At 47.9% G+C, this 23,939-nt stretch carries 23 protein-coding genes and 1 pseudogene; 22 read left to right on the top strand and 2 right to left on the bottom strand.

All coding sequences use genetic code 11. The features are described from left to right. Positions 1–19: 19 nt before the first annotated feature. The 11 genes and pseudogenes from KJS69_RS06825 to KJS69_RS06775 all read left to right on the top strand — a co-directional run bounded on the left by KJS69_RS06825 (position 20) and on the right by KJS69_RS06775 (position 10,397). On the top strand, positions 20–652 hold the full coding sequence (locus tag KJS69_RS06825) for a hypothetical protein (protein WP_213582865.1): 633 nt from the start codon (positions 20–22) through the stop codon (positions 650–652). Next, the gene (locus tag KJS69_RS06820; RefSeq protein ID WP_213582863.1) at positions 645–965 is read left to right on the top strand and encodes a winged helix-turn-helix domain-containing protein; all 321 of its coding nucleotides are present in this window, start codon (positions 645–647) and stop codon (positions 963–965) included. Before KJS69_RS06825 ends, KJS69_RS06820 begins: the two co-directional genes overlap by 8 nt. A 104-nt stretch (positions 966–1,069) precedes the next feature. Further along, the gene (locus KJS69_RS06815; protein ID WP_374706616.1) at positions 1,070–1,753 is read left to right on the top strand and encodes an NAD(P)H-dependent oxidoreductase; all 684 of its coding nucleotides are present in this window, start codon (positions 1,070–1,072) and stop codon (positions 1,751–1,753) included. A gap of 40 nt (positions 1,754–1,793) precedes the next feature. Then, the gene (locus tag KJS69_RS06810) at positions 1,794–2,333 is read left to right on the top strand and encodes a histidine phosphatase family protein (protein ID WP_213582859.1); all 540 of its coding nucleotides are present in this window, start codon (positions 1,794–1,796) and stop codon (positions 2,331–2,333) included. Between the two features lie 88 nt (positions 2,334–2,421). Further along, positions 2,422–2,670: pseudogene (locus tag KJS69_RS29610) on the top strand (acetylglutamate kinase); the annotation flags it as partial. Positions 2,671–3,021: 351 nt separating this feature from the next. Beyond that, positions 3,022–3,813, top strand: coding sequence for a helix-turn-helix domain-containing protein (locus tag KJS69_RS06800; RefSeq protein ID WP_213583079.1), 792 nt, complete (start codon positions 3,022–3,024; stop codon positions 3,811–3,813). Positions 3,814–4,064: 251 nt separating this feature from the next. Next, positions 4,065–5,450 (top strand): ABC transporter substrate-binding protein, encoded by a 1,386-nt coding sequence (locus KJS69_RS06795; RefSeq protein WP_213582855.1) that lies wholly within the window; start codon positions 4,065–4,067, stop codon positions 5,448–5,450. Between the two features lie 85 nt (positions 5,451–5,535). Continuing rightward, positions 5,536–6,420 carry a carbohydrate ABC transporter permease gene (locus tag KJS69_RS06790; protein ID WP_213582853.1) on the top strand — a complete coding sequence of 295 codons (885 nt, stop codon included), beginning with the start codon at positions 5,536–5,538 and terminating at the stop codon, positions 6,418–6,420. Between the two features lie 2 nt (positions 6,421–6,422). Continuing rightward, the gene (locus KJS69_RS06785; protein ID WP_213582851.1) at positions 6,423–7,250 is read left to right on the top strand and encodes a carbohydrate ABC transporter permease; all 828 of its coding nucleotides are present in this window, start codon (positions 6,423–6,425) and stop codon (positions 7,248–7,250) included. Positions 7,251–7,269: 19 nt separating this feature from the next. After that, positions 7,270–9,096: a cache domain-containing sensor histidine kinase gene (locus KJS69_RS06780; protein ID WP_306434395.1), complete on the top strand. Its 1,827-nt coding sequence runs from the start codon at positions 7,270–7,272 to the stop codon at positions 9,094–9,096. Continuing rightward, on the top strand, positions 9,093–10,397 hold the full coding sequence (locus tag KJS69_RS06775; protein WP_213582849.1) for a response regulator transcription factor: 1,305 nt from the start codon (positions 9,093–9,095) through the stop codon (positions 10,395–10,397). The genes KJS69_RS06780 and KJS69_RS06775 overlap by 4 nt, the downstream gene beginning before the upstream one ends. Positions 10,398–10,458: 61 nt before the next feature. Here KJS69_RS06775 and KJS69_RS06770 read toward each other — a convergent pair whose 3' ends face one another. Together KJS69_RS06770 and KJS69_RS06765 are read right to left on the bottom strand one after the other, a co-directional pair. Further along, positions 10,459–12,348, bottom strand: a complete 1,890-nt coding sequence (locus KJS69_RS06770) for an FtsX-like permease family protein (RefSeq protein WP_213582848.1) — start codon at positions 12,346–12,348, stop codon at positions 10,459–10,461. Then, complete coding sequence (locus KJS69_RS06765; protein WP_213582846.1) at positions 12,323–13,087, bottom strand: ABC transporter ATP-binding protein; 765 nt, start codon at positions 13,085–13,087, stop codon at positions 12,323–12,325. The genes KJS69_RS06770 and KJS69_RS06765 overlap by 26 nt, the downstream gene beginning before the upstream one ends. A 260-nt stretch (positions 13,088–13,347) precedes the next feature. Here KJS69_RS06765 and KJS69_RS06760 point away from each other — a divergent pair, with 260 nt between their 5' ends. From KJS69_RS06760 to KJS69_RS06710, 11 genes are all read left to right on the top strand, one after another. Next, entirely contained in the window at positions 13,348–13,764 is a 417-nt protein-coding gene (locus KJS69_RS06760; protein WP_213582844.1) for a GNAT family N-acetyltransferase, read from the top strand. A gap of 50 nt (positions 13,765–13,814) precedes the next feature. Further along, positions 13,815–14,492, top strand: coding sequence for a response regulator transcription factor (locus KJS69_RS06755; RefSeq protein WP_213582842.1), 678 nt, complete (start codon positions 13,815–13,817; stop codon positions 14,490–14,492). After that, the gene (locus KJS69_RS06750) at positions 14,489–16,309 is read left to right on the top strand and encodes a sensor histidine kinase (RefSeq protein WP_213582840.1); all 1,821 of its coding nucleotides are present in this window, start codon (positions 14,489–14,491) and stop codon (positions 16,307–16,309) included. Before KJS69_RS06755 ends, KJS69_RS06750 begins: the two co-directional genes overlap by 4 nt. 1,257 nt (positions 16,310–17,566) lie before the next feature. Continuing rightward, complete coding sequence (locus KJS69_RS06745; RefSeq protein ID WP_213582838.1) at positions 17,567–18,244, top strand: N-acetylmuramoyl-L-alanine amidase family protein; 678 nt, start codon at positions 17,567–17,569, stop codon at positions 18,242–18,244. Positions 18,245–18,263: 19 nt separating this feature from the next. Next, positions 18,264–18,938, top strand: coding sequence for a GDSL-type esterase/lipase family protein (locus KJS69_RS06740; RefSeq protein ID WP_213582836.1), 675 nt, complete (start codon positions 18,264–18,266; stop codon positions 18,936–18,938). A 36-nt stretch (positions 18,939–18,974) separates the two neighbouring features. Next, entirely contained in the window at positions 18,975–20,381 is a 1,407-nt protein-coding gene (locus KJS69_RS06735) for an MBOAT family O-acyltransferase (protein ID WP_213582834.1), read from the top strand. A gap of 32 nt (positions 20,382–20,413) precedes the next feature. Next, entirely contained in the window at positions 20,414–21,544 is a 1,131-nt protein-coding gene (locus tag KJS69_RS06730; RefSeq protein WP_249730397.1) for a DHHW family protein, read from the top strand. Then, positions 21,541–22,035, top strand: coding sequence for a DUF4358 domain-containing protein (locus tag KJS69_RS06725; protein WP_213582832.1), 495 nt, complete (start codon positions 21,541–21,543; stop codon positions 22,033–22,035). Before KJS69_RS06730 ends, KJS69_RS06725 begins: the two co-directional genes overlap by 4 nt. Positions 22,036–22,174: 139 nt before the next feature. Beyond that, entirely contained in the window at positions 22,175–22,564 is a 390-nt protein-coding gene (locus KJS69_RS06720; protein WP_213583076.1) for an NUDIX hydrolase, read from the top strand. A 64-nt stretch (positions 22,565–22,628) separates the two neighbouring features. After that, positions 22,629–23,141: a hypothetical protein gene (locus KJS69_RS06715; protein WP_213582830.1), complete on the top strand. Its 513-nt coding sequence runs from the start codon at positions 22,629–22,631 to the stop codon at positions 23,139–23,141. An 85-nt stretch (positions 23,142–23,226) separates the two neighbouring features. Then, on the top strand, positions 23,227–23,817 hold the full coding sequence (locus KJS69_RS06710) for an SUKH-4 family immunity protein (protein WP_213582828.1): 591 nt from the start codon (positions 23,227–23,229) through the stop codon (positions 23,815–23,817). Positions 23,818–23,939: the final 122 nt, after the last annotated feature.

Here is a 23,939-nt window from a genome sequence, read left to right as displayed (position 1 = left end):
GGCTTCGGGAGTGGTAAGGTTGAGCATGGATAAGGATCCGCAAATCCGCAAGGAAACATCGGGCGAGCCGATGAAGATTTCAGAGCCTCAGCAGGCGCTGCAGGACATTGAATTTATTAAACAATTAATTGCCCGCAACCAGAAAAAGCTGGATCACTCTCCTCCCTATCTCTATATTTGGGGAGCTCACATGATGATCGGTTTTATCGGGATGCACTTCGATCTGTCCGTGTGGCCTATGTGGTATTGGCCGATCTCTGCTATTCTGGGAGGGATTCTGTCGACTGTGGTAGGGATTAGGCAGTCCCGCAGAATCGCCTCGACTTCACAGGAAGGCGGGTCCTATGCCTGGATGTTCTGGCTGCCGTTCCTTGTCATGATGCTGTCCGGGTTCTTCATGATGGTTTCGGGTATAGTAAGACTTGAGTACGCCTCGTTCTTCTGGGTTATTCTGGTAGGCATTTCATATGTATCCTTGGCCTCGTTAATTGGCAAAGGTCCGGCTGTCATCGGCTGCTGGTTTATCCTGCTATCGATAGCGACCTGGTTATTTTTAAGAGAATATCAATTTCTTATTTTGGGTCTGCTTGGCGGAGGGAGCAATATCGTAACAGGATTATTCCTTCATTGGCGGAGTAAGCGTCATGGGTGATAATATTTTTGACGCAATAGATGAGACAATCCACGCCAAGGCCCGTCTTGGCATCATGAGTCTGTTAGTCGTAAACGGGTCCTGCGACTTCGGATTTTTGCGCAATGAGCTTCAATTGACTGAAGGAAATCTCGGCAATCATATTCGCGTGCTGGAGCAGGCCGGTTACATCGATGTGCAAAAGACGTTCGCCGGGAAACGGCCAAAAACGGTCTGCAGTCCAACGGAGCTGGGATTGAATATGTTCAAGCAATATATTGAAGGGCTGGAGCGGATTATTCAAATGGCGCAATCGCCGAATACCAAGCGTTGATCATGGCAGCAGACGGGGTGCAGCAGGGACTATTTAAGAGGCGTTATGTCCACAACCAAGCGGCATGGATTCCGGATTAAACCTATTAATGAGTGGTGAATATGATGCAGAATAAGGATGCGAAGAAGGCAAAAAAACAGGAAATTATCGACGCTTTTTATTTTCGACATGCAACTAAAACATTTGATCCGGCACAGCTGATTCCTGAAGAGGATTTCCGGTTTATTCTGGAGGCCGGAAGGCTGTCTCCCAGCTCGGTCGGCTATGAACCCTGGCGGTTCCTGGTCATTCAAAACAAGGAATTGAGGGAAAAGTTAAGAGAGGTGGCCTGGGGAGCCCAGGGCCAGCTTCCGACGGCCAGTCATTTTGTCGTTATTCTGGCCAGACGAGATGTGAAATACGATTCCGAATATGTCCTGAACCTTCAGAAAAACGTTAAAAATTATCCGGATCATCTCATTGAGAAGCTGATGCCCAGGTATAAAGAATTTCAAGAATCGGACTGGCATTTACTGGATAGCGAACGTGCCTTATTCGATTGGTCGTGTAAACAAACCTATATTGCACTGGGGAATATGATGACCGCTGCTGCTTTGATAGGAATCGATTCTTGTCCGATCGAGGGCTTTGACTATGATAAGGCTCATGAAATATTGAGAAAAGAGGGCTTGCTGGAGGACGGAAAACTGGACATCTCGGTTATGGTGGCCTTCGGCTATAGAGCGAATGAGCCCAAATACTCCAAATCCCGGCTCAATCTTGAAGAGATTGTCCAGTGGGTGAATTAACGTGAAGGCCTGGGGAGATCAAAGGGAGGGGAGACGATCTATGAAAACCATATACCTCATCAGACATTGCCAAGCTACTGGGCAAGAACCAGCTGCACCCTTAACTCGAACAGGACAGGAGCAGGCGGAACGATTAGCGGAAATGCTGGAGGACAAAGGGATTGAATGGGTGGTTTCCAGTCCCTATGTTCGAGCGGTAGAGACGATAAAGCCATTTTGCGAAAGGAATCAATTGCCCTGTCACACGGACGAGAGATTAAAGGAACGGGTGTTAAGTACGGAAAATTACGAGGATTGGCTGTCGCGGCTCAAGGATACCTATTCCGATCTCGATCTCAAATTCCCGGGCGGAGAATCGTCGAATGAAGCTATGAGTAGAGGAATAGCCGTCCTTAATGAACTGCATGATCGACCGGAAAACAATATAGCCGTAGTCACCCACGGTGCTTTAATGTCGCTAATATTAAAACATTTTATTTCAAGCTTTGGTTTTGACGATTGGCAGAGCCTTTCCAATCCGGATGTTTATCGTGCAGCTGTGGATCTAAGGGGTGCTTCCATCAGCAGAATCTGGGAATAAGTGAAATCGAAGCGAGCGAATTTAAAGATACCCCGTACTTGGATATGGAGTAGATGGGGCAAATCCATATCTACAATAGGTACATGAAGTTGTCCGGGCCGCGTATCTTGTCAAAGCGGCAATAGCCGGCGACCCAAATAAAGTAGCTGCTATAGATAAAAAGTGGCATGCAAATGCAGATGACATCGCTGAATTTTGGAGTAAGATCACTCCGATCTCTAAAGAAGAAGTAAGAAAGATGTTCTATGAACATCTGGCTTTGACTAAAGCAGAAGCAGTTAATATGATTGCCAAAGATTTCAAATCCGGTGTGTCGAGAATTTGGAAGCAAGAAAAGGGCTTTTTTGACCAATATCCCCTTGGCTCAGAACTTTTGTTCTGAACCAAGGGGATAACAGTTAGAAGCCTGAATGTTGAGTGCTTTCTCAAAGCAACTGCCAAACATTTTCTCATAAAGTTTGGGGGGACATGCTCGCTATTCCTTGACCTTCACGTATTACACCGTATGAGCATGAGCTGTCCGAGGGAGGAAGTAGCTATGCCTAAGTAGAGAGATATAAGTTAGTGAGAAATCGGGTACAGATTCGGATGAAATTTTGATATTATATAATTGGTAGAAGAAGCCCCGAACTTTGAAAGTAAAGGCATGTTTTGCTCAAACTGCGATGCGATAATAAGGGAGAAGATGATGATTAATCGGTACCCGGAAATAGACGAGTTGATCGCATATATTCATCAGCATATTTATGAACCGCTGCCGCTTTCCCAGCTTGCACGTTTTGTCGGCTATAGCCCGTATCATTTTACCCGTATTTTTAAAGCGAGAATGGGGCTTTCCCCGCATTATTATGTATCCTCCTTACGATTACAAAAGGCTAAGGATTTATTGCTGCAAACGAATATGAGTGTTCGGGATATCGGTCTGGAGATCGGGCAACAAAGTCTGGGAACTTTCACTACCCGATTTACCGAACGGGTAGGCGTATCGCCGTCTGACTTCCGGAATCAGGTTCTGCATGCGGATAACCATTTCCGGTCCTTGCAAAGGCTTAAAGGCTGGTCCTCCTACCTTCCTGCTGCCGGTCCATTCTCCACAATAGAAGGCAATGTGCAGGCAGAGATTCCATTTGAGGGTGTCATTCTGATTGGCTTGTTTGCCAAGCCCATTCCTGAAGGCATTCCTCTGTACGGAACGATTCTTTCCTCATTAGGGGAATTTTGCTTTACGGACGTTAAACCGGGTACTTATTACCTGATGGCAACATCGGTCTCCTGGGAGATGCAGGCGATGGATATTCTGCTGCCGCAGGCCACTTTGCGTACCCGGTCAAGGCAGCCCATTATAGTCAAACCTTATTCCTCCGTCCCTTATCAGCAAGTTATGCTTCACACCCCGCGCTTGGACGATCCGCCCATTCTCATTTCACTACCCTTGTTGATGAATAATTTCCTTAACAGTTTATCTCAATCTGTTAATTAGCCATCATAGATCAGAAATGTACGGGATGACAGCGGGAGAAGCTGCGACTTCTCCTATGATAATTAAAAAGTTTAGAGACTAAACTATATTAATGAAAAAGATTAGCTTAAGACATGTAATCGTCCGGGAAGTCTGTAGAGTAGATAATTTTATCCCCATATGATCGAAATGTCATCCTTACCCAAAATATGGAATGAACTTATAATAGCCTTGTAGCGAAAAAATAAATGGTTTATGGGGAGGGTCATTCCATGAAGAAGCATGTATCGTTCCTTATCTCGTTCCTATTCATCGTCTCCATCGTGTTAGCTGGCTGTGGCGGCAATCAGGGAGAAGCAACCAATAATAACGGGAGCAGTCCGCCGGAAAACAATAAGCCGGCCCCGTCACCGTCGCCGGAAACGTCAGAGCCGTTCGAATTGACCATACGTCATACCCAGCTTGGAGATGCCAAAAGGTTCCGTCTGGCGCTGCTGGAGGATGTCGTAGCCAAAACGGAAGCCGCGATTCCGGGCTTGAAGTTCAAGCTGGACGCGGTGGACTCGGAAGTGAACCGGACGGAGAAGCTGAGGGGAGAGATGGCTGCCGGCAGTCCGCCGGATATCTTCGATGTGTTTGGCAGCCCGGATGCCGGGCTCTACGGGAAGGAAGGCTTGGTCCTAGACCTTACTCCGATTCTGGAGGAGCTCGGCTTGAAGGATCAATTCACGAGCCTGGACCCATTCACCCACGATGGAAAGATTTATGGACTGCCTATTGGCGGATCCATTGAAGGGTACTTTTACAACAAAGCTTACTTTGAGGAAAAAGGCTTCAGCATTCCCAAAACGATTGACGAGCTGGAAAAAATCGCGGAAGCGATTAAGGCGGACGGCAAGGTTCCCTTTGCCCAAGGCTCCAAGGACGGCTGGGTGCCTCTCATGACCACGAATAATTTATGGTCCTACTACGCTGGTCCTGAAATTACTTATGGATTTAAAACAGGCGAAGCGAAGTGGACGGACCCCAAGGTGGTGGAAGGATTCGCCAAGCATCGGGAATGGGTGGACAAAGGGTATTTCAAAAAAGGCGAGCTGGGTCTGGAATATGCCGATATGAGGAATCAGATTATATCAGGGGAAGCCATTATGATGATGGACGGTTCCTGGGCCAATTCCGTCTTCACGGACCCGCAGCAAGCTGGAGATAAGGTCGGCCAGATCGGATTCTTCAATATGCCTCCGCTGAAGGAGAACGGCGAGATCGTCGTCATGCAGGATACGAATAATGGCTACGGCTTCTCCGCCAGAGCGGCAGAAGACCCGAAGAAATTGCAGGCGATTAAAGAGTTTATTAAAAATATGTGGACGGAAGAAATGCAAATTCGCGGCTTAAAAGAGGATGGGGTTCTGCCGGCTATGAAGATCGATCAAGCTCAATTAACGGCTGCTTCCAACGATCCTCTGATGCAGGATATATTCCAGGCAGTCAGTGAAATTGACATCTCCTTCCCGGCCTTTGACGCGCTGGTGCAATCCTCGATAAAAACAGCTCTCGATATCGGCATCCAGCAGGTGATAGGAGGCGAGCTTACACCCGAGAAGATGCTGGATAACTTGCAAAAAGCGCAGGAGGCGGCTAACGCTTCAGGAGAATAGTTTGCTGCAGGGAGAAGGATACCTCCGGTTAGAAGGAGGTATCCTTTCTCAAAATATAACAACGATGAATATATCGGAGGTAACGATGAATAAAGCCATGAGACGTCCTCTCACCTACATCGTATTTGTGGTGCCTGCGCTCCTGCTGTTTATCTCTTTCTTTATTTATCCTATCATCAGCGCGGTCCAGAACAGCTTTACAAGCTGGAACGGCATCTCCAAAGACGTGACTTACATTGGCATAAGTAATTATAAGACGGCTCTGACGGATATCGCCTTTTGGAAGTCCGTTAGAAATAACGTGTACTTCATCCTGTTTTCCTGCTTCATTCAAGTCCCGGTAATCCTTGTCTTTTCCTTGCTCATTGCCAATGTCAAACGGTTGAAGGGGCTTTATAAAACGGCTGTTTTTCTGCCTTCCATCATGTCGACTGCCGTCATCGGGATCTTATGGGGATTTATTTATAACCCGGACATCGGCTTGTTGAATAAATTTCTCGGTTTGTTTGGAGTCGAGCCGATTTATTGGCTGGCGGAGAAGCGATGGGCGATGCTCTCGATTCTAATCACTAACGCCTGGCAGTGGACCGGTTTTTATATTGTGATGGTGCTGGCGGCGATTCTGGCGGTTCCTAGAGAATTGGAGGAAGCGGCCGCGATAGATGGAGCAACCAAATTCCAAGCGGCTATGAAAATTACACTTCCTCTTATTATGCCGATCGTATCGGTCGTCATCATGCTGTCCATAGCCGGGGCTATGAAAGCGGCGGATATCGTCATTGTCATGACCAAAGGGGGGCCGGCGGGCTCAACGGATGTGATGGCCACTTATATGATCAGGTATGCGATAACGAACTTTAAATATGGCTTTGGCAATACCATTGCCGTGTTGATTTTTATTTTTACGTTAATCGTTACAGTCTTGTATCAAGTTCTTATTGCCAGTCGAAGTGAAAGGACGGAGTATTGATCATGAGAGCGTTAAAGAAATGGATTCCGCACTTTTTCTTAATGATCTATTTAGTCATTATCCTCTATCCTTTTTTGTTCGTGCTCTTTTCCTCGGTCAAAACCGATAATCAGGCGATAGCTATGAATCCGTTTGGTTTTCCGACGTCGTTTCAATTTCAAAATTATGTGACCGCCTGGGTTAACGCTAAAATCAGCACCTATTTTTTCAATAGCTTATATATTGGTGTTCTTGCGTCCGTGCTGTCTATCTTGTTTGCGTCCATGCTGGCCTTTGCTATCACCCGGATGAGATTCCATAAGCTTAGCGCCTTTCTGTTTCAGTTTGTTCTGCTGGGCATGCTGATTCCGAACAATGCATTATTGCTTCCGATTTATGGACTAATGCGCAAGCTGGATATTTTGAATACTCATTTGGCACTCATTGTCCCTTATGTCGCCAATGCCATTCCTTTTTCGGTCATCATTCTGGCGGCATTCATGCGCTCCTTGCCGAGTGAAATTGAAGAAGCGGCGATTATGGATGGATTGAGCGCAAAGGCAATATTTGTTAAAATTGTAATACCATTAACGATCCCGGCAATCGTTACGGTTTTTATTATTAATTTTCTTGGAAATTGGAATGAGTTTCTATTAGCGAATTACTTCCTTTCCAACGATGAGCTGCGGACGCTGCCGGTGGGGATGGTCGGCTTTCGCGATGCGTATAATACGAACTATGCCCAAATGTCGGCAGGCATTGTGTTCAGTGTAGCTCCGGTTCTGCTCATCTATGCGGTGCTGCAAGAGAAAATCATCGAAGGAGTGACCGCAGGAAGCGTTAAAGGTTAAACAAGAGAGGATCGGTTTAATGATGAAATTGCGTTGGAAGCTGTCAGCCGCCTTTATTACCCTCATCATTATGCCGCTTCTGTTGATTGGTTTGCTCATCTTCTTCGTCGCTTTCAACCTCATCGAAAAGCAATACAGCCAACAAGCCGAGTTCTCGGTCAAATCCATCATCCAGAATATTCAATATGTGTTTAAGCAAATGAACCAAATTACCGATAGCGGAATTGCGAATTCCGTATTTGAAACAGCCATCAATGCCAAGGACCCGGGAGTTCAAGATTTGACGGCCGCCGACTATTTGGAATTGAATGAAAAGCAGCGGATGTTCAGAAGCATGCTCTATGGTTATCCAGCCATAAGCTACGCCTATCTCTATAATCTGCAGGAAGGTGCGAGCCCTGGAGCGATTTCTCTTTTTAACAAGGACGGCTTTATCACTTATCCTCTGAATGAGCTGAGGAACCATTCTCTATACTCCAAGGTGATGGAGCTTAATGGTCTGCCGGTATGGGTGGGGCCCTACGAGTACCCGGAGCTGTCCGGCTTCTCTTCGGTATTTACTCAAATCCGGCTGGTGAAAGAGGTCAGTACGCTGAAAAGAATAGGGATCTTGACGGTGCAGATTAAAGACTGGGACATTTCTCAAATCTTCAGAGCCTTTAGCAATAATAAAAATTTAGCGAACACCCGTTTTTTAATCGTGAATGAAGAAGGATTAATTCTATATGACCATCTGGAAGAAGCCAGCGGCCAAAATATTCACAGCTATATTCCCGGAGAGATTAAGTTTGAGCCGGGCTATCAAAGCTTCAAGCGGCATTTTGGAGACAATGAAAGCGTTATCTCCATGGATAAATTGCAGGACTTCGACTGGTATCTGATTTCCGTTGCTTCCTGGAATTCCTTATCTCAAGACATGATGACCTTCACCAAATGGATTGTCGGCATATTATTTGTCAGCTTGCTGGCTGCCTTCTTGTTCTTCTTATTATTTATGAATCGGATTACGAAATCGATCGTCAGAATTGTTCGTTTTATGCGTAAAGTAGAGAACGGCGATCTTCAGGTCCGCATTCGGCCGAACGGCCGCGATGAGCTGCATCTGCTGGCCCAAGGGTTCAACCGATTGGTCGAACGAGTCCATGTCTTACTGGAGCAGGTCAAGCAAGAGCAAAATCATCAGATGAAAGCTCAATTGCGTGTTCTACAAGCGCAAATCAAGCCTCATTTTTTGTTCAACGCTTTGGAGTCCATCAACGTGCTGGCTGTGCAGAACGAAGGTAGAAAGGTCAGTCAAATGGTGTACCGTCTCGGGAATATATTGCGGATCAGCATTCAGGATCGGGAAGAGATTACCATTCGGGAAGAAATCGAGCATTTACGCAGTTACTTAGAAATCCAAAAATTTCGTTTTCAGGAACTATTCGATTTTGAGCTAGCGATTCCGGAAGAAGTGATGAATTGCACCATTCTTAAGCTGACCCTGCAGCCATTGGTCGAAAACTGCATTCAGCATGGTTTTGAAGGCATAGGACGCAAAGGATTTATCCAGGTTACCGCCGGTCTGCAAGGGGAGAAGGTTATTTTTTATATTAAAGATAATGGAAAAGGAATTTCCAATGAGCAGCTGCAGCGATTCCGCTATTTGCAGGAGGAGGAGAGTGACGGGGGAGCGGCTGTCCCTGATTTTCACCAAGAGAGGCGCGGTTTAGGCGTTCGCAGCGTGGCGGACCGTATTCGTATCCAGTATGGGGCGGGGTACGGATTAATGATTTGTTCGGAGCGGAATAAGGAAACGATTATTCAATGTACCCTTCCGAAATATGAGAGTGGGGGATCTGCATGAAATTGCAAGCGATGTTGATCGACGATGAAATTCCGATTCTGCATAATTTAAAACAGGTCATTCCATGGGAAGAAATGAATGTTCAAGTCCAACTTGCCAAGAACGGCAAGGAAGCGCTGAATGCTATCCAGGCCGGGATGCCTGATTTTATTCTATGTGATATCCGCATGCCGGAAATGGACGGGCTGACCTTTGTACAGGAGATTCGGAAGCGGGACATCCGCTGTGAAATTTTGCTCATCACCGGGTACGAGCAGTTTGAGTATGCCAAGATCGCCTTGCAATACGGCGTAAGAGACTATATTTCCAAGCCTATCAACTATGAGCAGTTGGAGAAGACCGTTCGCGAGCTGGCAGAGCGGATCCGCGCCGACAAGCTGGAAGAGCATAGAAAGCAAAGGGAGTGGAGCAAAGTTCTTGACCTGGCTAACGAAAAAATGATGCTGGATGTTTTAATGGGGTATTCGTCCATTCCCGCCTATTATTTAAGAGGAGTTAACGATCAGGAACGAGAGATGGGATACGCTATTATGTTGATCGCGATAGACGATTACTCCCAACAATCGCTGGCTTGGAACGAGAAGGAACGCAAGCTATGGAATTTTGCAGTGAAGAACGTTCTGGAAGAGACGATGCGTGAAGATGGCTCGAGTTTCGCTGTCATACAGACACAAGAGGGAGAATGGTGCATCGTTCTCCCGTTGGATAATGAGACGCTGCCGTTACCAAAGAACGACATGATTCGCAGGGCGGCCCAACTCCAGCATAGCGTCCAACAAAATGTGAAATTAACCGTTAGCATCGGGATCCACCCAGGACCCATCCAGCAGGACCAATTAGCAGAAGCCTATAAAAACATTCAGTGGAGCTTGTTGGTACAGCCCATCAAGAAGCCGTTCATTCATTATCAAGCCGAGTCGCTTGCAGAGGGCCGTTCGTCCCGTTCCGACAAGAAGCCCGGTGAATTGCTGATGATTTCTGCCAAAGATTATATTCATCGCCGTTTGTCGTCCGACTTCGGAATTGAGGAGATAGCCCACCATCTCGGGATTAGCACAAGCTACTTCAGCCTGCTGTTTAAAAATTATTTCGGCGAAACCTTCGTCGAATATGTTACGAAGCAGCGGATGGAATTGGCGAAATCCTACCTGTTAAGAAGTGATAAAAGCGTCAGGCAAATCGGTCAGCAGGTAGGGTATCTGGAAAGAAGATATTTTACCAAAGTATTCCAAAAGTATACCGGCATCACTCCTTCCGAATACCGGGAGAGAAAGACAGGGCGCAAAGCGCGGCGGGGGTAGAAATAAGGAGCAGACCGATGTTCGGCTGCTCCTTTGCAGATTCGTTATTCATTGAGGCATTCTACATGACATCCTTCAGCTTCCTCACATAATTGGCACGGATGAACAAGAAGTAAACCAATTGAATGACTGTGAAGGAGCCTAGCACAAGCGCTGATTCCTTGACCAGATTCACATTGAACGTATTCTGCAGAGTGTTCAAGGCGACCGCCCCATGAATGACGGCAACGACGATCGGCACGAGAAACAACAATCCGATCTGCGTCGATACGATCCGCGACAGCTCTCCATCCGTTAATCCCAGCTTTGTAATGGAACGATACTGCACACGGTCTTGGTCGAGGTCTGCATATAGACGGAAGTACAGGAAGCTCCCCGCGGCAACGAAGAATACGGCGCCTATGAACAGTCCGGTCAGCAGAATTTGACCAAATCCTTGATTGATATCGTTCAAGGCATAGGCCCGGGAGGTCAAGTGAAAATGCTCTCCATGCTCTGTTATCTCCTCAATAAGCAGCTTGGACACACCCAATGTTTGCTGCCAATCCTTCACATCGTATACGAACGAGGTAGAGTCCTCCGACGATTCCGGCAGCGAAAGAAACATAGCATCGGACACAATGGCGATGCCCGAGGCTTCTATTTGCTGAAGTGGAGTCGGCAGCACGGTATTTTCCGTTACCGTGATCGGGTGCCCTTCTTGCAGAGTGATCTGTTTCTCCTCGCCTTGGGCCTGTTTGCCGCCGAATCCCATATCATCGGGATAGAACAAGAGAACCTCCTCATCACCTAAGCTCACATTCTTATTCATCAGGCGATTATAATCGGACAGCGAAAGGATTCTGTAGGACTTATTCGTTACAGCATCGGATGCCGTCTTCTTCTGGATGACGAGCCGCTCGTAAGCGATATTGGCCTCCGTCAGCCTCTCCTCAATAAGCGCGGTATGCTGATCCTGCTGCTTGTTTCCGGCATACGATTCGTACTTGAGGGCAGGACTCGATTCGGATATCAAGGTCGTAAACAAGGAATTCATCCCGACCAATGTACCGATGGCGCAGAAGGAGACCGTCGATATAATTGCCACCAGGAAAAACATACGGGCATTGTCTTTCATCCGGTAAGCCAGATCCGACAGCGTAATCAGGTTCGTTCGGCTGCGATACAATTTGGGCTTGTTTTTCAGCTTATGGATAATATAGACACTCAGCTGCGTAAACAGGAAGTAGGTCCCGACACCGACGATCACCGCAACGGGCAGCAGTGCGAATATAACGAGAATCCCTTTAACCAGAAACGCAATGAGGTAACCGACAGCAATCAGCACCGCCGCTAGAATGGCGAGTGCGGTGGAAGCCTTGGGCTCGGGCTTTGGCTTGGCCGTTCCTTTCAACAGGTCGATCAGCGAGCTGCTGCGCAAAATCATGGCGGTGAACAAGGAAATGAACACGAACAGAAGCACAAAGGCTACGAAAGTAAACCCGGCTGCCGTAATAGGCAGATAGAAAGATAACGGCTTCTCCAGAGATAGCACTGAGGTGCCCAGCATGAGCATCCCCTTGGACAGCAGCAGCCCGATGCCAATGCCGGATACCGTCGCGGCCAGTCCGATGATGACATTTTCCAGAAAAACAAGCCTTCTCAGTTGAAAATCAGACATCCCTTGCATAATGCAAATACCGAATTCCTTCTTGCGCGATTTCAGGAAGACGCTCATGGAATACAAAATAAAGAAAAACGTAAAGAAATAAATGATGTATTGGGAAACATCCATTCCGGTCTGTGCGCCTTTTCCCCAATTGCCCTGGTTGGAGAAGTTCAATTCGGGATGGAAAACCAGCATCGAGTAGACGAAGAAGATCATGACTGAGAAAGCGCAGCTGAAGAAATAGCCGGCGTACAGCCGTTTGTTGCGAAATACGTTCTTAAACGCGAACTGCCGAAAATTCATCTGGCGTTCCCCCTATAGACGTCAGTACGTTCATAATTTCCTGGAAAAAGACCTGTTGACTGTCGGTCCGGTGCAGCTCCCGGTAAAGCGTACCGTCCTTAATGAAAATAACGCGGTCACAGTAGCTCGCTGCCTGAGAGTCATGCGTGACCATCATCATAGTGGCGCCCTCATCCTGATTCAGCCTCTGCAGGGTCTCCAGCACATCTTTAGCCGCCTTGGAATCGAGGTTGCCGGTCGGCTCATCCGCGAGAATCAGCTTGGGGTCGTGAATGATCGCCCGGGCGATCGCTGTGCGCTGACATTGACCGCCGGATATTTCATAAGTCCGCTTATTCAGGATGCTGGTGATGCCCAGCTTGTCCGCGATCCGCTGAACTCGATCCTCCTGCTCTTGGATGCTTACATTTTCCAGCGTAAGCGGGAAAATTATATTTTCCTTAACGGTCAAAGTTTGCAGCAGATTGAAATCCTGAAAGACGAATCCAAGCTCCCGGCGGCGAAATAACGCCAATTGACGCTTATTCAACTGATGCGCGTTCTTCCCGGCAATGCATACCTCTCCGGAAGAGGGTTTGTCAATGGTCGACACGACATTCAGCAGGGTCGTTTTCCCGCTGCCGGATGGTCCCATGATACCGACAAACTCTCCCTGCTTCACGGCCAAATTCAAATTGGCCAGCGCTTGATAAGCTACTTTGCCTTCATAGACTTTGGATACATTCCGAACCTCCAACATGGGGATCCACACACTCCTTTTTAATCTTATCTATACAATTAACTGTAATGGGTTCCGAATAATAGAGCCATTGATCTTCCTTACGGAAAGCTTTCATTATTGTCATGTTAATCTGCAAAAGAAAAGTTAAACCAGCTGAATGAATTACAAACGTCAAACGTGTATACTTAAAAGCAAATTAAAAATTGTGAAGTGACCGGATGGAGATTTTCAGCAGACGCGGAAAAGATAGAATGAAGAAATAGGAGGGAAAGAGGACTATGAAGCTTAGTTTTGGAGAATACATGATTAGCAAAGATAAGGCTTTATTACAGCTCGAAACGATCCATCGGTTCTTATCCAGCTCTTACTGGGCTAACCAAAGAACGATGGAAAAGGTGGAAGCATCGATCCAAAATTCGATCTGTTACGGGGTATATCACCATGCGAAGCAAATCGGCTTTGCCCGAGTTATTACCGATGGGGCAACACTGTACTATTTATGCGATGTGATTATTGATGAAGATTATAGAGGACAAGGAATCGGCAAGAAATTAGTAGAAGTGATTGTCCATTCAGAGGAATTGCGAGGTTTGACCGGAGTATTAGGCACACAAGACGCGCATGGACTCTATGAACCATTCGGGTTTATCCGAGACCAGAATAGATTTATGAGGCGACCCCTAGATTTGTGCTGAAATCGCAAACGTGATAGCATAGCAAGAAAAATTGCAGCAGGTGATTAGCCATGTCAAAAACGATACTGATTGTGGAAGACGAACCTATTTTACGGGAAATCATGAAGGATTATTTGCTTGACGAAGGCTATGCGGTGCTGGAAGCGGGAGATGGGAAACAAGCGCTGGCATTATTTCAGGAGCATGAAGTGGATTTAATCATTCTGGACATCATGCTGCCTGAATTGGACGGATGGGCGGTATGCCGGCGCATCCGGAAGTCGTCCAACGTTCCGATTATTATGTTGACGGCCCGCTCGGACGAGGACGATACGCTGCTCGGCTTCGAGCTGGGCGCTGACGATTATGTCACCAAACCGTACAGTCCTCCCATTTTGCTGGCACGGGCCAAACGGCTTCTCGAAAACCGGCGGGTTAGCGGGCAGGAGAGCGATACTTTATCCGACGGCGGGATTGCGATCCATTTTCCTTCCCGCACCGTTACGGTGGACGGGACGAACTGCAGCTTGACGCATACGGAATTTGAAATTCTGGCCTACCTGATGAAGAACAAGGGGATCATCATCACCAGGGAGCAGCTAATTACGAAAGTTTGGGGATATGATTTCGTCGGCGATGATCGTACGGTCAACAGTCATATCCGAAATTTGCGCTCCAAGCTGGGAGAGAGTGCCCGATGTATCGTCACCGTTGTCCGTTCGGGCTATAAATTCGAGGATCAGCCATGAGAAGAGGCATCGTACTCAAGCTTTTTCTATTAACGACCGCATTATGCCTGTTCATTCTTGCGATTCTTTTTGTCGGGCAGACCGTCTTCTTCAAGCAATTTTATGTGCATCAGAAAGTAGAGAAGGTGCAGGCGGCCCTTCAAGCTTATAAGCAGGACAACTTCAATAATGCCGGGGACCCGCAGGCCGTGGCCAAGCTGGAACAAGACTTTTATCAAAGGCATAATACCTGGGTCACTACATTGGACGCTATGGGCAATCTGAATTATTTCGGAGATTTTTATATGGAGGTTCGGTTGGAGCGTTCTGACGATCCTGCCCTTTCAGGCCAAACGATGACCATCCCGCTGTACAGCGTCATGAATGTGGAGGATTTCAGTCAGGACAATCCATTCCTCACTACATGGATTCAAGAGGGAGAACGGATCGCTATTGAAGGCTTGCTGATGAACAATCAGCCGGTTCCGCAGCGGATGGGAAGGGATCCAGGCCGGCTGAGGGAGGAAGGCCGGCTGGAAAATCAGCAGATGGTGAACAAAGAATATGAGGTCGTCCCCAGGTTTGAGAATCCGAACCGATATTTTGATCAGTACCCGTCGTTTCTTGTCAAAGGAACGATTATAAAAGTTCGGACCCCGGAAGGGGCGGAAGCATCGCGTTATACGAACCATTTATTTCTGGATCGGGTCAAGAGCTTTCAAGCGGATCTTCTGTATGGGGATTATGATGACAGCGCGAATGCGAGCCAGATTATAGATATTGAAGAAAACCAGGTGAATTACAAATTGTTCGTGGATCGCTTCGAAGACCGGAACGGGAATCCCGCCTACCTGTTTGCGATGGTGTCGCTTCAGCCGGTGAGTGAAGCCGCGGATGTAATGCAGGATTACTATGTATACATCGTTATCGCCACACTTCTGCTCGTGCTGCTCGCCTCCTTCTATTATTCCCGCCGGATTGCCCGTCCGCTGCTGCGAATCAACCGTACGGCGCAGCAAATGGCCGGCCTGGATTTCACCGAGAAAATTCCGGTAACGACCAAGGATGAGATCGGGGACTTGTCCCGCAATATAAACGAGCTGTCCGAACGGCTGCATTCCCATATAACCCGGCTGGAGCAGGACATTGAGAAAGAAAAGCAGCTGGAAAATACGCGAAAGGAATTTATAGCCGGAGTGTCCCATGAATTGAAAACTCCGTTAAGTGTCATCCAAAGCTGTCTGTCCATTCTGAAGGATGGGGTTGCCAGCCATAAGCGGGATCATTATTTTGCGGCGATGGAAGATGAAGTGAAAAGAATGGATCTGCTCATCGGGGACATGCTGGAGTTGGCGAAATATGAGTCGGGCACTTACAAGATGCAGATGGATTCGTTCCCTCTCGATACACTTATAGAGCGGGTTTGCGCGAAATTCGCTTCGGACTTGGAGAGCAAGTCATTGCATCTGCATACCCGTCTCGCCCCTGTCGAGGTTGTGGCCAATCAGCACCGGATCGAGCAGGTGGTTGTCAATTTCCTCACCAACGCGATCCGTTACACGCCGGAACAGGAATCCATTATTCTTTCGGCCGTCGAGGAGCGGGACACCGTCCGGGTAAGTATCGAAAATAAAGGAGCCCATATTCCGAAGGAACAGCTGGAGAAGATATGGGACCGTTTCTATCGCGGCGAAGCTTCCCGCCATCGGGCAACCGGAGGAACCGGACTGGGTCTGGCAATCTCCAAGAAGATTCTGGAGCTGCACGGCGTGCCGTACGGTGTCACCAATACAACCGAAGGCGTAATGTTTTATTTCCATCTGAATAAAAAAGTGTAGAGTGGGCTGTCTCCAATCTCCAAAGTAGTTTTCCAAACGACTGAGAAACGGCCTGAACGGAATGTTCCACCGTGAGCATGGATGTCAAGGACGGCGCAAAGACGAGCAAAAACACATTGAAATCCGGCCGTTTTCTACAAAGAGAGCGAAAGACGGTCAAATGTGCAGGTCTTTTTGGCAAATGGGGCGATTTCGCAAAAATCACTCCAAAGACCTGCATTATCGCTTTAGAATCAAGCATGGCGCGCCTTTTCCCCAAAAAGACCTGCAGTTTCGCTTTAGAATCAGGCACGGGGCAGCTTTTTTCCAAAAAAGATCCGGACTATCGTCCGTCTTTTACACTACCCGACGGGGGAGTGGGCTGTCCCGAAGGAGTTCGCATAAAACGAGAACCTCCAGTATATATTACGAATGAAGGACCTCGCATTCCACTGCAAAGGTGGATGGTGAGGTCCTTTTTCTCGAAAAAAAATCGGTGCTGAGCGGGGCTGAAAATTCGCAAACCCTCTTTTGGGACGGTCCCTTTTTTGTATTTTTCGCAGCTTGAAATCACCTCATGGCTTCTTTAGATCTCCTTAGACCACTGGCTATCCGCCGCTGGAGTAGACTCCGAATCAAATTGTGGGGCTTCTCTCCACATTTATATGCCGATTCCATTCCCGGCCAATAGAACTGTCTTCCTGACTGTACCTCGGCAGGCATTGGCCTGGATAACTTAATGGATTTCCTCCAGCTAATGTCCCCCTATGATATGAAAAATCAAAACTAACGGGAAAAACTCCGTTAATCACTTACTTTCTACCAATCGCTTTAATTTACCTACATAAACTACAGCAAGGAGACTGTCCGGTGAAGGGGTATCCGGGAATACAGCTAGTAGTCTGTCCAGTGAAAGGATATCCCCTTGTAAACGGCGCAGCATCAAAGCATAAATTCGCTATACCACCGGTTTTATGTAGTGATTCTGCATGCTCATATAAGTTACGTGTTCATTTGGACAAACTCCTAGATCGCTTCTCTCAGGGAAAATGACAACTAAGCGGGGACCTGGGGTTATTTTAAGTTTTTAAACTACTTTTATATCATCTGCATCTTATCTTTATCTCTCTCTATTATTCTATTTTGCGAGGTGGGAGCGTGACAGCAAGAGTCCGCCTTGAGCGAGATCGATGCAGAAGCCATATCGATGCCCAACTATCCGCCTGAATTTCGGAGCAGGGTCATCGCATGTAAGGTTGACGGAAAGGGGGGAGAGCGATGAAGCGATGGAAACCGTACTTTAAATGGCTTGCGGCCGCCATCCTTATTTTTGCCGTGTACAAGCTCCAGGCCGGCTACACCAGCGAAATTCGCGCGAGCGAGAGCGGGGCTGCGGATATCGCCGATGCCCCGGTATATAAAGTGGTCATTGATCCGGGACACGGGGGCAAGGACCGGGGCGCTGCCGGCGCCAGCGGCAAAGACGAGAAGGACTTTACGCTGCAGCTATCACAGAAGGTGAAGGAACTGGCGCAGCAAGAACCGCGAATCGAGGTCTATATGACCCGAACCGATGACCGATTCCTGTCTTCCATTGATCGGGCAAGACCCGAATTTGCTAATCAGATGGATGCGGATTTATTTATATCCATTCATGGCAACACGTATACCGATCCCGATGTTTCGGGTACGGAAACTTATTACTACCGCAAAGAATCGCTTAATCTGGCCAAGCTTATGCACAAGCATGTGGCTGGGGCGACCGGATTCCGCGACCGCGGGGTGAAGAAAGAGGATTTTTTCGTTGTGAAAGATACGAAGATGCCGGCGGTGCTGCTGGAAGTGGGTTATGTCACGAATCCGCAGGACGAGGCTCAGATGTTTACAGACGATTTTCAATATCGGATTGCCGCTTCCATTCTGGACGGGATGAAGGAATATTTAAAAATAAACTAAGTACGGGAGAGGGACATACATGAACATGACCAAAAAAAGGATGATTACCCTGCTAATAGGACTCGTCGCATTATCGTTGGCGGCGTGCGGGAACCCGGAAGGCGGGCAGAAGCCCGGGTCTGTGGCTCAAGAAAAGGGGGCGAACCCCGCAGCTCCAGAACAAGCTACATACGCGACTCTGTTTCAAACGAGCGTATTTCTGGGGGATTCGATTACGGAGGGGCTGTCGTTCCACGATGTGCTGGATGAGGCGAATGTGCTTGCGGGAGCGGGGAAAACCGCCCAATTCGCGCTCGAAGATATCGACGATTTGGTTAAGCGTAAGCCGAAACATATCTTCATTCAATTGGGATCGGACGATATTCTGTGGCCTACCGACAATCCCAAGGAATACGCACTGACGCACTACGCCCAATTGATCGGTACGATCAAGGAGAAGCTGCCGGATGCCGCCATAACGATTTTAGCGGTTACCCCCGTAACTGCGGAAGCGGAGAAGGAGGAGCCCCGTTATCGCAATATCGCGGATTACAATCAGGGGTTGAAAGAACTGGCTGCCAAGGAACAAGTCGGATTTGTCGATTTATCGCCAATCATTGTCGACCATCCCAACCTGTACGATGCGGACGGCATTCATTTTAAAGCCGGGTTCTATCCGTTAGTGCTGGATATGTTGAAGGATCAAGTGAAGTAATATGCGGGACGGGTTCATAACCGGAGGTGACGGAATTTGGTCTTTAGCAGCCTGATCTTTCTGTTCCTCTTTCTGCCGGCCACCATTCTTATTTACTATCTATCACCAAAGAAGCTGAGAAATGCCGTCCTGCTCGTTGCAAGCCTGATCTTCTATGCATGGGGCGAGCCGTTGTATATCTTTATCATGATTTTCTCGACCGTATTCGACTATGCCAACGGGCTGTTGATCGATAAGTACAGACATCGCCAGCCGATGGCCAAAGCGGTTCTCATCGGCTCCATCGCCGGCAGTTTAGGCATTCTCGGGTTCTTTAAATATGCCGGGTTTGTTGTAGACAATCTCAACCAGCTATTTCACCTCCAAATCCAGGCGGCGGAGCTTCCGCTGCCGATCGGCATATCCTTCTATACGTTCCAAACCATGTCCTACGTGGTGGACGTATACCGGAACAAAGTGCCCGTACAGAGGAATATGATCTCTTTCGGCGCTTACGTGACGATGTTCCCGCAGCTCGTTGCGGGTCCAATCGTTAAATACGGCGATATCGCCGCGCAGCTGGCTTCCCGAACGATGACGCTGGACCGGTTTGGCGAAGGGACGGAATGGTTCATCCGGGGACTGGCCAAGAAAGTACTGCTTGCGAACAATATCGGATTGCTGTGGGCGAGCGTGAAGGCAACGCCGATGGGAGAACTGAGCGTTCTTTCCGCCTGGCTCGGCATCATCGCTTTTACCCTGCAGATCTATTTCGATTTTAGCGGGTATTCGGATATGGCGCGGGGACTCGGCAAAATGTTCGGGTTCGATTTTATGGAAAACTTCAATTACCCTTATATTTCCAAAAGCATTACGGAATTTTGGCGCAGATGGCATATTTCGTTGGGTTCCTGGTTCCGGGAGTACGTCTACATTCCACTCGGCGGTAATCGGTCGGGTCTTCCGAAACAGCTCCGCAATTTGTTGGTCGTATGGTTTTTAACCGGATTATGGCATGGGGCAAGCTGGAATTTTATTGTATGGGGCTTGTATTTCGGTTTCTTCGTGACGGCCGAGAAGCTGTTTCTGCTGAAATGGCTGCAGCGCAGCCCCGGCTTCGTGGGACATCTCTACACGCTTCTGATCGTCATCATCGGGTGGGTATTCTTCGAATTTGACAATCTGGCATCCGCCTGGACATTCATCGGAACGATGTTCGGATTCGGTGCGCACGGATTTGCGGATCATCAAGCATTTTGTGATCTGTCGGCCAATTTCATCCTGTTGATCGTGCTGGCGTTATGCGCAACGCCGCTTCCCCGGAGAGTGTTGTCTTCCCTTAGGGAAAGAGGAAACATGGCAGGCGCAATCGCCGTTCCGGCCATTTATTTCATATTTATGATTCTGTCTACGGCTTATTTGGTCAATGAAACCTACAATCCATTCTTATACTTTCGATTTTGAAGGAGGCGCCGGCTCTGAACAGGTATGACAAAATGTACAGAAATCTAATGGCCATCCTGCTGCTGCTGTTTATTGGCACGATTGGCGCTCTCCACCTTCTTACGCCCGACAGGGCATTCTCGGAATCGGAAAATCGGGTGCTGGAGCGGCTTCCGGATTTTTCACTGCAAGCTCTTGTATCTGGAAGGTTCACTTCCAATTACGAAAAGTATGTATCCGATCAATTTGCTTTCAGGGATGTATGGATTGGCGTGAAATCCGATGCGGACCGGCTCATGGGAAAGAAGGAGAGCAACGGAATTTACTTGGGCGATGACGGATATCTCATTCAAAAATTCACTGAGCCGGCGGCCGGGGACTTGGAAGACAAGATAGAGGCCATTCATTCGTTTGATAGTGCCACGCCGGGCCTTCATAAGTACGTGATGCTTGTGCCCACGGCTGTCACCCTGCTCAAGGATAAACTTCCGGCCTATGCCCCGGCCGGCGATGAACCGAAGTATTTGGACCAAGTCCGGCAAGTGCTCCATAGCGATATTCGATTTGTCGACGTCTATCCTGCGCTGTATGCCGAACGGGAGGAGCCCATTTTTTACAAAACGGACCATCATTGGACGACCCGGGGCGCCTATTACGCCTATCGGGAGCTTTGCAGGCAAATGGGGATCACCCCACAGGAGGGGGAAGATTTCCATATCCGGCAGGTCACGAAAGAATTTTACGGTTCAATCTATTCGAAGAGCGGATTCAGACATATGCAGCCAGACAGTATCGAGCTTTATGTGCCGAAGAAGGATCGGAGCTATACGGTTGAGTATGTCGAAGAACAACAAACGTCGGATTCCTTGTATGAGATGGACAATCTCAATAAGAAGGATAAGTATGCGGTTTTTCTTAACGGCAATCATGCGCTTATCCATATAACAACGGGCCATCCGGAGGGAAAGAAATTGCTGGTGGTCAAAGATTCGTACGCCAACAACCTGATTCCTTTCTTAGCGGAGCACTTTAGTGAAATATACGTCGCAGACCTGCGCTATTACGAAGAAGACTTGGTGAAGCTCGTGCAGGAACAAGATATCGATGACATGCTTCTGCTTTATAATATCCAAACCTTTTTGGAAGACCCATCTATTAAGAAGCTATCGGAGGGGATCGAATGAGAAGCTACAGGAAAGAGATTGGGAAGTTTATAGCCGCGATACTGGCGTTCGCCGTGGCTGTCGGTGTTATGGCCGGTTGTTCCGGCAAGGAGAACGGGGCTGCCGATGCTCTGTCGGCCGCTGAAGTGGGGGAACGAATCCGGCAGGCGGTGAACCTCGATGATATGAAGCAGGGGGACAGCAGCAAGCTGAGTAAGCTGTACCATATCGATGCCGGGGAGGTGGAGGATTTTATCCTTTATACGGCTTCATCCAATGTGAAGGCGGACGAGCTGGCTGTCATCAAAGTAAAAGATGTGAATCAGGTGGAAAGCGTCAAAGAGAAAATACGGCAAAGAATCGAAGCACAAACGGTAAAATTTAAAGACTATCGTCCGGACGAATACTTTCTTATCGAAAAGCATGTCTTGAAAACCAAAGGCCCCTTTATTCTTTTGGCGGTCTCCCACGAGGCCGATCTGATGGAACGCGCATTTGATGGCACGTTTTAATTTTTGAACGGTAAACGGCAGAAATTTATGTTAGAATTGTAAATATATAGTAGTCGTTGGCCCGGAGCAGGCCTATTCGTAGTTGTCCTGAACTGCGAAGAGGCCTGCTCCGGGTTTTTCGGCTCGAACGGCGTCTCAGATCGCACGCTTAATTGTAGCCATACTGCCACCCCGTTCGCCAGAGGAATTCCCTGCGGCCCTTCCCGGTGGCCATGCAGAATATGGAGAATCACCAGAAGAGGCAGCTATACGTGAAACGAAAGAGGAACCCGGATTAGATATAGAGATTGTAGATTGTCTGGAATTTAAGAGAAATATAGGTTATCCAGGGCCTATGATTAGCTTTTATTTTCATGCACGTGCCATAGGTGGTGAAATAACGAGCAGTGAGGAAGGAAGAGTAAAGATATTTAAGATTAACGAATTTCCGGCGATTTCACCAAATCGAGGTGGAAGTAGAAAGACTTTGGAATTATACTTGAACAAGATCAAGTTTGAGGCTGCAAAGCCTGACGGCTTCTCAAGTTAGTATTTTAAAGCGGATTCTGGTGAAATAACTGTGTGGAAATCGTTGCAAAGCAGGAGGACAAGCTATGAAGGCGGTTGCGAATGCAATAGTAGTTGCGTTCATGTTCATAAGTATATTGGCCGGTTGTTCCAATAGCGTCCAACCTGACGCAAGTATGTTAGAGGTGGGGATTGAGGAACTACAGGGTATCCAAGCGAATGAGCCTTTTATAATAACCGGTTACCTGAAAAACAACTCGAAACATTCTTGGGAGATCTCTCACGGAGCCGGAATGTTTACCTATGAAATTGTGGATGCGGAAGGAAATCCGCTCAAACGAAAGAGCGGCATGCTCTTTCGAAACAATATAGGCTTTCTGACACAACTAAAACCGGATGAGGTTCTCCATATCAATGGAGAAGAACATAGAAGCGAAGAGTATTATACATTCGTCATAGATAAGCCCGGACAGTACAAAGTCAGGACAAATGTAGAGTTCCGGATCGAGAACAAACAGGAAATTAATGAACAAAAACTAACCAGCGAGTTTTATGAGTTCTCTGTTGAGTTGAGTAATGCCGCATGGAATGCAAAGTGAAATATAACCATATGTATGGCATTTGAAAAAGAAGTTCATTCACAACGAATATAGTGAGTTTAATTCTGAAGATGGGGGTGAAGTTGTGAAGAGAGATACTCCTGTTGTCCGGTATGATCCCGTTCTCGTCCGATCTGTTAATTTACCCAAGCGTACGGAGGCACGTCTGCTTGACGAGGGGCTTCCTCTTGTCGATCCAGCCCATGCCGTTCTGGGCGTTCGCTTTCAATCGTTCCCGGACATGGGGCTGATCCAAGCGGGTGAACAAAAGCTATTGCCCATCGGATACGAATGGGAGCCGGAAACAGCGGTTCTGGGGCTGGCTGAACATTCCGGACATGTGTATAGTTTCCATCCCGCCTCCGGGCAGGCCGGATTCGTAAACACGGATATCCGCCGGTTTCTGTTATTTCTGTCTTGCATACGATCGTTCACCGCCAGTCAGTCCGAAGGCGATACGGCGACGCACATGACTCTGGAGGAAGCGCGTGAGCGTCTCGCTGCCTTTCGCCGCGGCGAAGTCGTTCCGAAGCCTCCGAAACGGCAAGCCTTCAATCGAAAGGCAGAACTGGCCCGGATGCGAGCCCGTTTTGAAGAAGAGGATGCGAGCAGTTTGGCGGAGGAAAACCATTGGTGGAACTGCGTGCTGGAGCAACTGGAAGACGGTCTGTTATAGACGCCAGGACAAGAACAATGACGGGACCAAGAAGAAGCATCTTATTATATTTTAATGCGCTTCGCGACAATCTGTCTAATGCTGGAAATTTTTTGGAAGAATGAAAAAGGATTTGATAGAAT

The sequence above is a fragment of the Paenibacillus sp. J2TS4 genome (assembly GCF_018403245.1).
GTDB lineage: Bacteria > Bacillota > Bacilli > Paenibacillales > NBRC-103111 > Paenibacillus_L.
The sequence above is the reverse complement of the archived record's forward strand: the minus strand, read 5'-3'. Positions and strand labels throughout refer to the sequence as shown.

Bases quoted from the DNA above. Each gene is read 5' to 3' on its own strand.
- KJS69_RS06810 (WP_213582859.1), top strand. From the start codon at position 1,794: ATGAAAACCATATACCTCATCAGACATTGCCAAGCTACTGGGCAAGAA.
- KJS69_RS06760 (WP_213582844.1), top strand. From the start codon at position 13,348: ATGAAGCTTAGTTTTGGAGAATACATGATTAGCAAAGATAAGGCTTTA.
- KJS69_RS06780 (WP_306434395.1), top strand. From the start codon at position 7,270: ATGATGAAATTGCGTTGGAAGCTGTCAGCCGCCTTTATTACCCTCATC.
- KJS69_RS06815 (WP_374706616.1), top strand. From the start codon at position 1,070: ATGCAGAATAAGGATGCGAAGAAGGCAAAAAAACAGGAAATTATCGAC.
- KJS69_RS06765 (WP_213582846.1), bottom strand. From the start codon at position 13,087: ATGTTGGAGGTTCGGAATGTATCCAAAGTCTATGAAGGCAAAGTAGCT.
- KJS69_RS06725 (WP_213582832.1), top strand. From the start codon at position 21,541: ATGAGAAGCTACAGGAAAGAGATTGGGAAGTTTATAGCCGCGATACTG.
- KJS69_RS06785 (WP_213582851.1), top strand. From the start codon at position 6,423: ATGAGAGCGTTAAAGAAATGGATTCCGCACTTTTTCTTAATGATCTAT.
- KJS69_RS06750 (WP_213582840.1), top strand. From the start codon at position 14,489: ATGAGAAGAGGCATCGTACTCAAGCTTTTTCTATTAACGACCGCATTA.
- KJS69_RS06730 (WP_249730397.1), top strand. From the start codon at position 20,414: ATGTACAGAAATCTAATGGCCATCCTGCTGCTGCTGTTTATTGGCACG.
- KJS69_RS06820 (WP_213582863.1), top strand. From the start codon at position 645: ATGGGTGATAATATTTTTGACGCAATAGATGAGACAATCCACGCCAAG.
- KJS69_RS06775 (WP_213582849.1), top strand. From the start codon at position 9,093: ATGAAATTGCAAGCGATGTTGATCGACGATGAAATTCCGATTCTGCAT.
- KJS69_RS06755 (WP_213582842.1), top strand. From the start codon at position 13,815: ATGTCAAAAACGATACTGATTGTGGAAGACGAACCTATTTTACGGGAA.
- KJS69_RS06790 (WP_213582853.1), top strand. From the start codon at position 5,536: ATGAATAAAGCCATGAGACGTCCTCTCACCTACATCGTATTTGTGGTG.
- KJS69_RS06770 (WP_213582848.1), bottom strand. From the start codon at position 12,348: ATGAATTTTCGGCAGTTCGCGTTTAAGAACGTATTTCGCAACAAACGG.
- KJS69_RS06795 (WP_213582855.1), top strand. From the start codon at position 4,065: ATGAAGAAGCATGTATCGTTCCTTATCTCGTTCCTATTCATCGTCTCC.
- KJS69_RS06715 (WP_213582830.1), top strand. From the start codon at position 22,629: ATGAAGGCGGTTGCGAATGCAATAGTAGTTGCGTTCATGTTCATAAGT.
- KJS69_RS06740 (WP_213582836.1), top strand. From the start codon at position 18,264: ATGAACATGACCAAAAAAAGGATGATTACCCTGCTAATAGGACTCGTC.
- KJS69_RS06745 (WP_213582838.1), top strand. From the start codon at position 17,567: ATGAAGCGATGGAAACCGTACTTTAAATGGCTTGCGGCCGCCATCCTT.
- KJS69_RS06800 (WP_213583079.1), top strand. From the start codon at position 3,022: ATGATTAATCGGTACCCGGAAATAGACGAGTTGATCGCATATATTCAT.